General features: G+C 74.8%; 2 protein-coding genes. Both read right to left on the bottom strand.

All coding sequences use genetic code 11. From position 1 onward, the window contains the following. A partial coding sequence (locus tag WBA97_RS32035) for a polyketide synthase (RefSeq protein WP_424234708.1) occupies positions 1-1,290 on the bottom strand: 1,290 nt, incomplete at its 3' end. Then, positions 1,287-2,148: SDR family NAD(P)-dependent oxidoreductase (locus WBA97_RS32030; RefSeq protein WP_424234707.1), on the bottom strand; the 862-nt coding region annotated here is incomplete at its 5' end. The genes WBA97_RS32030 and WBA97_RS32035, both read right to left, overlap by 4 nt.

The raw sequence follows: 2,148 nt of genomic DNA, 5'->3' as shown, positions 1-2,148 counted from the left end.
GCGCCGGGGTGCGCCGTCGGGCCACGGGCGGGCGGTGCGCAGGGGCGTGAACCGGGTGGCGGCGAGCGCGGGGTTCGGGTCGTCGCAGTGCAGGGTCGGGGGCAGCACCCCGTGGTGCAGCGCCAATGCGGCCTTGACGAGCCCGGCGACACCAGCGGCGGGCATCGTGTGACCGATCATGGACTTCACCGACCCGATCGCGGCGCGCTCGCCGGTGGCCGGGCCGCCGAACACCTCGGTGATCGTGCGCAGCTCCGCGGCGTCACCGGCGGGGGTGGCGGTGCCGTGGGCCTCCAGCAGGCCGATCGAGTCCGGCGCGGCGGGATCGAGCCCGGCGGCGTCCCACGCCTGCCGCACCGCCCGCACCTGGCCGTCCGGGTCCGGGTTGACCAGGCTCGCGGTGCGCCCGTCGCTCGCCACCCCGGTGCCCGCGATCACCGCGTACACCCGGTCGCCGTCGCGTTCGGCGTCACTGAGCCGTTTCAGCACCACGACACCGGTGCCCTCGCCGATGAGCACGCCGTCGGCGTCGCGGTGCAGCGGCCGGATCCGCTCGCTGCGGGACAGCGCGCCGAGCCGGGAGAACACGCTCCACAGCGTGATGTCGTGGCAGTGGTGCACACCGCCCGCGAGGACCACGTCGCAGCGCCCGGAGGTCAGCTCCCGCACCGCGTGGTCCACGGCGACGAGCGAGGACGCGCACGCGGCGTCCACGGTGTACGCGGGGCCGCGGAGGTCGAGCCGGTTCGCCACGCGGGACGCGGCGAGGTTGGGCACGAGACCGATCGCGGACTCGGGGCTCGCGTGATCGTCGAACGCGTCCCGCACCCGGTCGAGCTGGTCCTCGGTCAGGTCCGGCACCAGCTCCCGCAGCGTGCGCACGACCTGGCCCGCGGTCCGCACCTGCTGGTCGAGCCGGACGAGCCCTGGCGTGAGGTAGCCGCCGCGGCCGAGGATGATCCCCGCGCGCTGGCGGTCCTCTGGCAGCGCGCCACCGGCGTCGGCGATGGCGGCGGCCGCGACCTGCAACGCGATGAGCTGGTCGGGTTCGGTGCCCGGCACCGAGTTGGGCATGATGCCGAACCGGGTGACGTCGACCTCCGCGTCGACGAACCCGCCGCGGCGGCAGTAGACGCGGTCCGGGTAGTACTCGGCGTCCCACCGGTCGGCGGGGACCTCGCGGATGGCGTCGACGCCATCGACGATGTTGCGCCAGTAGGTGTCGAGGTCCGGTGCCCCGGGGAAGAGCACCGACATCCCGACGATCGCCACGGGTGCCACCGCGGTCACCAGCCGGACGCGGTGTACACCACCGCGTGCGTGTCCGGCGCGCCCCAGGCCAGCTCCCTCAGCAGCGCGAGCGGGCCCTCCTCCGGGTCGATGAGCTTGATGCCGCGGGCCACGTAGGACCGCATCAGCTCGGGAGTCACCATGCCACCGTTGGTGTCCGAGGCCGCCCACGGTCCCCAGTGGACGGTCAGGCCGCGCCGGTCCGAAGTGGACCACTGGCGGCCGAGCGCCTCCAGCGCGTCGTTGGCCGCGGCGTAGTCGGACTGGCCTCGGTTGCCGAGCGCGGCCGCGATGCTGCCGAACAGCACGGCGAAGCGGGGCCCGCCGTCCGGCAGCGCGCCGACCGTGTCGAGCAGTGTCTCGGCACCATCCACCTTGGTGCCGAACACGCGGCGGAACGACTCGACGGTCTTGTCGGCGACGAGCTTGTCCTCGATGACCCCCGCCGCGTAGACGACGCCGTCGAGGCGGCCGTGGTCGGCGTGGACCCGTTTCACGGTGGCACGCAGGGCTTCCGCGTCGCGGACGTCGACGCAGTGGTAGCGCACCTCGCTGCCGAGGTCCCGCAGTGCGGCGATGGTGCCGAGGACCTCCTGCTCGGCGAGCGCGGCGCCGATGGCCCGTTCGATGTCGGCGGGCGAGGTCATCCCGGCGGTGATGAAGTCGGCACGCAGCTCGTCGCGGGTGCGGGCCGGTGCGTCGCCGGTGGGCACGGGGGTGCGGCCGACCAGCTCGATCCGGCACCGGGCCGACGCGGCGAGGGTACGGGCGAACCGGGCGGTGATGCCGCGGGCGCCACCGACGAGCAGGACGACCGAGTCGCGGCCGAGCCCGGCGGCCTCCGCTTCCGCGGCACCG

The organism is Actinophytocola sp. (assembly GCF_049647105.1).
In the GTDB taxonomy this organism is placed as follows: Bacteria; Actinomycetota; Actinomycetes; order Mycobacteriales; family Pseudonocardiaceae; genus Actinophytocola.
This window is presented reverse-complemented; position numbering and strand designations above follow the sequence as displayed.